The sequence below is a fragment of the Candidatus Thorarchaeota archaeon genome (genome assembly GCA_021498125.1).
GTDB lineage: Archaea > Asgardarchaeota > Thorarchaeia > Thorarchaeales > Thorarchaeaceae > B65-G9.
Genome location: JAIZWL010000003.1, coordinates 243445 through 250029, shown reverse-complemented (window position 1 = coordinate 250029; position 6585 = coordinate 243445). Strand labels below are relative to the sequence as shown.

The following is a 6585-nucleotide window of genomic DNA, read 5'->3' as shown; positions in this document are numbered from 1 at the left end:
GGAGCGGCTCGGGCTGTGCCTGGAGGAGTACCTGGAGTACTACAACAAGGAGCGGCCGCACACCTCCCTGCTGAACCGTGTGCCGGGGGAACTGTACTGGAGTGTGAGGAGGATCCAGCGAAGAGTAAGGCGAAGATAAAAAAGGAGGTGTCCCAAAAGTGGTGGTACAAAGTCCTACATCTTCTGTGATTCTACATCGCTCTTGTGAATCTCGAAAGACTCATGTGTGCAAACAGGTTCCTCGTGTACACGTTGCTTATGTGCCAGCCAACTTTCTGGCTCATACTAATGATTTCCTCCAACGTGTCGTGTGATAACATAAACTTGAAGCCACAATATCCTCCCTTGTCGCCTGTATGCTTCGCCATTCGTCTGTACTTTGTTATCATATTCGTCCCATGGGCGTGGTAGGCCTAGCTTGGATGGCTTGATTCCAAAGGGAGCGATGCTCGAACTTCAGGATCCTTACGTTCGGGACTGAGTGCGCCCAAGACATGAAATCGAGCGTGACCTGTACAATACATCCGAGGGGACAAACTGCATCGTTCTCATAACCAAACACAGAATTATTTTCATATTGATTTAGACCGATTAAAGTAGTTCATCCAAACGCCAATCATCATAGATGGACGGAATGTATTTAATCAGAAAGAGATTGAAACAAAGGGGAGCCGAATATCACAGTGTGGGAAAGACGGACATTTGTCTTCAATAGGTAGCCAGCTACTACGTCAATTGTGCCAAGAACAAGGTCACTCGATGAACCTCAATCAGTGATTTCAAGGGATAACGAGATACATTACATGAGGAACATCGGGTGTTACTTGGGATCATAGATACTTCCGTTCAATCCAGTTGGCAAGACCCTGTAATCGCAACGGCAACAGATGACGAGCAACCTGAAAGTCAAGAGGGTTCACTTCATGAATCAAGAATAACAGAGCAACATAAATGCCCAATGAAGCACCCAACCAGATCACAAGACTCAGGAACGATACAGGTGCAATCCACCATACAAAGACACCAGATATGACTGACGCAAAGCCGATTTTGGCGACCGAAACCGACACACGACCAATCCCGCGAATCCCATGTTGTCGGATTCTGGCAAGCGACAGGATCAGAAGGAGCATGATGTACAACGAGCGGGTGATTGCGGATCCCAGCAACCCATAGAGGGATGTCAAATACCAGCAGGCCATGATCTCAAAGACAATAATCCCAAGTCCAGCGAGCAGAAAGAACCGGGACTCGCCCATTGACCGTAGGACCGTATGAAGTGCATAGACAATCCCCCACACTGCATATGACAGGAGCAAGAGTGAGAACGCAAGTGATGCATTTGGAAAGTTCGCATAAGAGGCCCCAAAGAGTACCTGAATGATGATATGAGCGTTCAGCGCAGCGATGATGGCGACAGGGAGAAGAAGCATGATGATATAACGCAAGAGCATTCCCACGGCATCACCGAAACCACGTAAATCACCCTCGGCGGTATGGTTGAGGCGAAGTTTTGTCAACACAGGATAGAGAGCAGTAGACACGGCCAGCGAAACGAAACTCATCATGAAGAGGATTCCGAGAAGCACATCATAGACACCGAGAGAGGAGAGATCGGTTATGACAAGCAGGATGATCCGGTCTGTGTTCTGAATCGTGACATCTACTGTCTGAAACAGCAGGCTGGGAAGTGCAAAGGCAAGCACAGGACGCATGTCAATGGGTGAACTCTTTACCTTCAATGGTCGAGTCGCGGCCAGTCCAAAGACGAATACTGCTGCAAGTTCACCGAGAAGCCACCCCACAACGACACCAATGATCCCAAAACCCATGATGACAAGCGAGACTGTGGCAAGCACTCGAGTGATATCAAACAGGATACGACCAGCCGCAAGATGACGGACCTGATACCGGGCAAGCAAGAAAGAGTCCAAGAAGGCCTCTAATGCGGAGAAGGGGCAGATGAGAGCGACAAGAAGAATCAATTGAGAGCTTAGTATAGTCGAGGAGATCAGATAGGGAGCAATACCGACAACGAGCAGAATTAGGATTGCAGAGGATGTAAGTATCAGGCTGACTGACCGCCTCAGAAAACCCTTCACTCGATCGAGGCGACCATGAAACTCCTCCTCCGGAACGACAAGCGGTGATGCGTAGTTCAGACCGACAGCACCAAGAAACTGCATCACACCATAGATGATGCCCAGGACTGCGATCTGACCCATCTCCTGCTGCAGAAGCAGGCGGGTAAGGATCATGATATTGACGACGCGGAAGACTCCGGATATGATCGACTGACTAAGAAAGGTTGTTGTGCCGCGAACCTCAGTCGCACGGTCTTCGAGCATCATCTCACCATTCTTGGATTGTCAGCCTTATGAGGTGACAACTCCCTAAGTAAGATTCGGTCGGTTCGAGAGTACCAAGTCCTAAGTGTCGAATGTACCAAAGACAATGAATGCATTCTACGAGCCAAACTTGTGAATGTGGCCAGCATAGCCTAGCAGAAGTGGAGTCACATCCAGTCCACGCAGATACCCGAGAGCACCATGAGCGGCATCAATCTCAGAGAAGGCAGTGACATCATCGGGACGAATGAAATTGCTCCAGAGTACTATGGGAACGGGATCGCAGGTATGTTCACCGACCGAAACCGGAGTCGTATGATCCGCAGTCACAGCAACAACGACCGAGTCCTCGACTGCACTCAGAATCTTGCCCAGCATGGCATCGGTACGTTCGATAGCCAGAACCTTTTGTTTGTAATCGTGATCATGGCTCGCATTGTCAGTCGCCTTGATGTGAATGAAAACGTAGTCATACCCGGACTGAATGGTTTCGATAGCCTTGGCCGCGATGTTGTCAAAGTTGGTATCAATTGTACCTGTCTGACCGTCTACATGAATATGATCCATTCCAACATATCGCGCAGTACCAATGTAGAGAGCACCTCCAGCAAGTACAGCCGCCTTGATACCATACCGCTTTTTCATAGTGGGAATGTCTTGGTGCTTTCCGGGTCCGCGCAGCAACACAATATTGGCCGGAGGTCTTCCACGACTGATACGCTGTTGATTCACTTCCAAGTCCTTAAGGCGCTTGTAGCTCTCGCGGACAAATGTATTGACGACCCGAGCAGTCTTCTCAGCCGCAGGGTCTAGAGGTTCTGCCGTTAAGACCTGTTTCCCGACCTCATGAGGGTCAACATCACTGATATCGGCCGACAGTCCTGCACCTCGAAGAACAAGAGCCCCACGATGTTCGACTGTATGGACAAAGCGAACCGTCACGTCCTCGATCTGCATTCCATCAAGGGCCTCCTGAAGGACTCGCCCCTCTTCTTGAGAGATGTCACGTCCCGCCCGGCGATCAATTACAGTAAGATCCGATTCCACCGTGCCAAAGTTCGCTCGGAACGCGACATCACCCGGCTGAGAGTCCATCCCTGCCCCGAGAGCCTCCAGCGGTCCACGCCCGGGATAGGTCGTCGAGGGGTCATACCCAAAGAGAGCAAGATGCGCAGTATCACTTCCAGGGGTCATGCCACGCCCAATGACATCCATGAGACCAGTCTGCCCCTCACGGGCAAGCCGATCTAAAGTGGGGGTCTTTGCAGCTTGAAAGGCGGTACGGCCTCCAAGTTCCGGGATTAAACGGTCTCCGGCACCATCAAGCACGACAAGTATTGCGGTTCGCTTGTCAGTCATGTCTTAGTAGTTCCTCCATGCAGTTCTGAAATCATGGCCGGGATAGCCACAATCACCGTTCAGGATATCGTAGATCTCAAGAAGACGATTGTATTTCTCCACCCTATCGCTCCGTGCAGGAGCACCAGTCTTGATCTGGCCTGTTGACAGAGCCACAGAGAGGTCAGCAATGAAAGTATCACCAGTCTCGCCACTACGGTGGCTCACGACAATAGGCCAATCGGCAGTGTTTGCGATCTTTGCCGCCTCGATCGCCTCAGTAACACTCCCAATCTGGTTCACCTTCAAAAGCAATGCATTACCAGCCTTCATCTCAACCGCTTTACGTACAATACCGGGATTGGAAACAGTGAGATCGTCTGTGATCACCTGAACCTTGGTCTTCTTAGTATACTCAGCAAAGTCAGAGAATGCAGCCTCATCGAATGGATCCTCAACGGACTTCAGAGGATACGTCTTCTCCAAGTCAATGTAAAGATCAAGCAGCTCGCCAGCGCTTAATGTCTTACCATCAATTGAATAGGTCCCATCATTATAGAACCCACTTGCCGCTGCATCAATACCAAGAACAACATCGTCACCAGGGGAGTAACCAGCGTCGCTGATTGCACGTACCATTTCCTCGAAGGCGTCTTGTGTGGACTTCAATCCAAAACCACAGAAACCACCCTCATCACCGACATGTTTTGCCATGCGGCCGTATTTTGCAATCATATTCTTTCCCAATGTGTGATAGACTTCACTGAGAACGCGGACAGCCTCTCGAATATCACTGGCACCCACAGGCAAAATCTTGAACTCCTGAATTGCAAGATCATTACCAGCATGAGCCCCACCATTAATCACATTGGACAGAGGAACTGGTTGCAGGTACTTTTCTTCTCTCTTGAGAACGTGGGTCCGAATGAACTTGAACAAAGGCATATCCAGATGCTGTGCGGCCGCAATTGCAGTCGCCATTGAAATGGAGAGGATTGCATTTGCTCCAAGTTTGCTCTTGCTCTTGGACGAGTCCGCCTCAATAAGAGCCGCATCTACAGCGTGCAAATCCAATGGGTCAACCGATCTTACAGCATCAAAAAGGGGGCCATTCACATTTTCAACAGCTCGCAAAACACCCTTACCACCGTATCGATTACCACCATCACGAAGCTCAACAGCCTCGTTCACACCTGTGGATGCACCACTAGGTACCTTTGCCACACCAATACTACCATCAGAGAGATAGACCTTCGTCATAAGTGTAGGGTTTCCACGTGAGTCCAGAATCTCAATTGCATGAATTTTTTCAAATTTTACCATCCATATTCATCTCGCAACTCATTGTCCTTCAAACAACCATGTCAATAGCGTAAGTTGCATTTATGCTAATCTATCGGGTCAAGGCCCATGACAGAATGACTAAAACGTAATGAGCACATTGAAGACGCAAGAGGAAGAAAATATGATATTCGATAGAACACGGTCCAAGATAGTATGTACAATAGGTCCAGCCTCGAGATTACGTGAAGTGCTAGAGGGAATGATAGAAGCAGGAATGGACGTTGCAAGACTCAACATGTCGCACGCAGATCATCCGACCGCAAAGAAGACGTTCAACCTCATTCGTTCTATCGATGACACCATTCCAATACTCTTTGATCTGCAGGGTCCAAAGATTCGGATTGGCGAACTCAAGGCACCAGTCACACTCACCCGTGGAGATGAATTGATCCTCTCAACAGAGAACTTTGTTGGCGATGGTCACAGGGTCTCTGTATCTCATAAGGAGATGCCCCAAGATGTTAAAGTTGGTGACACCATAGCGGTCAATGATGGAATCGTCAGGCTTAGGGTCAAAGAGATTCGGGGGGAGGAGATTGTGACAGAGGTCACTCATGGGGGACCGATCTCAAGCCGAAAAGGAGTCAATGTACCGGGAATCAAACTCTCTTGCGGTATTCCCACCGAGCAGGACCTCCGAGACCTCGATCTCGCTGCGGAATTGGAACCAGACCTCATCGCACTGTCCTTTGTGACCAGTCCGGAAGAGATACGCCGCATCAGAGGAGTCCTTGATGCAAATGGCCCACGGGATGCCAGCATTATCAGTAAGATCGAGCATATACTGGCCGTCGAGAATTTTGATGCAATCGTCAAAGAGTCACAAGGTATTATGATTGCCCGTGGAGACCTCGGCATTGAGGTCCCAATCGAAGATGTTCCAGTATTGCAAAGAGAACTCATCAAAAAAGCAAACATGTGGGCGCGTCCGGTCATTGTTGCAACGCATATGCTGGAGTCAATGACTCATGAACAGATGCCGACCCGTGCAGAGGTGAGCGATGTAGCGCATGCAATCTTAGATCGAGCCGATGCAGTGATGCTCAGCGGGGAGACCGCAGTGGGGGAGGATCCTGTAGGCGTTGTCGTAATGATGAACAAGATAGTCAAGCGAGTTGAGGAAACCCTTCCACCAATCGATCCTCTCACAATAACGTCACCAAGGAAGATGATTGTGGAGATCATCGGCACTCTGGTGTACAATACTGTTTGTCTTATCCCCGAAAAGGTCGGAGGCATCATCACTGCGACACGAAGTGGATTCACTGCAAGATGGATCTCCAAGTACCGGCCACCAGTTCATATCTTTGCCGTGACTGCGAATGTACGAGTGATGAGGCGTTCTCGACTACTATGGGGTGTGCATCCAGTCTATTACGAGCAGGACATCGACAACGTGGACGATCTCGTTAAAGAAACGGTGCGAATCGCGTACAAACAAGGACTTATTGAGAAGGACAAAGATGTCGTATTTACTTCTGGGACCAGACACATTCCCGGCAGAACAAACATTATGGCACTGTTTCATGTTCGTGACCTTGTGGAATGATGTGTT

General features: G+C 49.4%; 5 protein-coding genes. 2 read left to right on the top strand and 3 right to left on the bottom strand.

Features of this window, described 5'->3' with window-relative positions; all coding sequences use genetic code 11:
• Nucleotides 1–189, top strand: a 189-nt coding sequence (locus K9W43_10175) for a hypothetical protein (protein MCF2137584.1), incomplete at its 5' end; no start/stop codon positions are given.
• A 641-nt stretch (nt 190–830) separates the two neighbouring features.
• Here K9W43_10175 and K9W43_10170 read toward each other — a convergent pair.
• The 3 genes from K9W43_10170 to eno form a co-directional block, all read right to left on the bottom strand.
• Entirely contained in the window at nt 831–2351 is a 1521-nt protein-coding gene (locus K9W43_10170; protein ID MCF2137583.1) for an oligosaccharide flippase family protein, read from the bottom strand.
• 114 nt (nt 2352–2465) lie between these two features.
• Nucleotides 2466–3707: a 2,3-bisphosphoglycerate-independent phosphoglycerate mutase gene (locus K9W43_10165; GenBank protein ID MCF2137582.1), complete on the bottom strand. Its 1242-nt coding sequence runs from the start codon at nt 3705–3707 to the stop codon at nt 2466–2468.
• Between the two features lie 3 nt (nt 3708–3710).
• Nucleotides 3711–5009 (bottom strand): phosphopyruvate hydratase, encoded by a 1299-nt coding sequence (gene eno, locus K9W43_10160; GenBank protein ID MCF2137581.1) that lies wholly within the window; start codon nt 5007–5009, stop codon nt 3711–3713.
• A gap of 142 nt (nt 5010–5151) precedes the next feature.
• Between eno and pyk the strand changes: the two genes are divergently transcribed.
• On the top strand, nt 5152–6579 hold the full coding sequence (pyk, locus tag K9W43_10155) for a pyruvate kinase (protein ID MCF2137580.1): 1428 nt from the start codon (nt 5152–5154) through the stop codon (nt 6577–6579).
• Nucleotides 6580–6585 lie beyond the last annotated feature (6 nt).

Excerpts from the sequence above, each read along its gene's own strand:
- K9W43_10170 (MCF2137583.1), bottom strand. The coding sequence starts at position 2,351 with ATGATGCTCGAAGACCGTGCGACTGAGGTTCGCGGCACAACAACCTTT.
- K9W43_10165 (MCF2137582.1), bottom strand. The coding sequence starts at position 3,707 with ATGACTGACAAGCGAACCGCAATACTTGTCGTGCTTGATGGTGCCGGA.
- eno (MCF2137581.1), bottom strand. The coding sequence starts at position 5,009 with ATGGTAAAATTTGAAAAAATTCATGCAATTGAGATTCTGGACTCACGT.
- pyk (MCF2137580.1), top strand. The coding sequence starts at position 5,152 with ATGATATTCGATAGAACACGGTCCAAGATAGTATGTACAATAGGTCCA.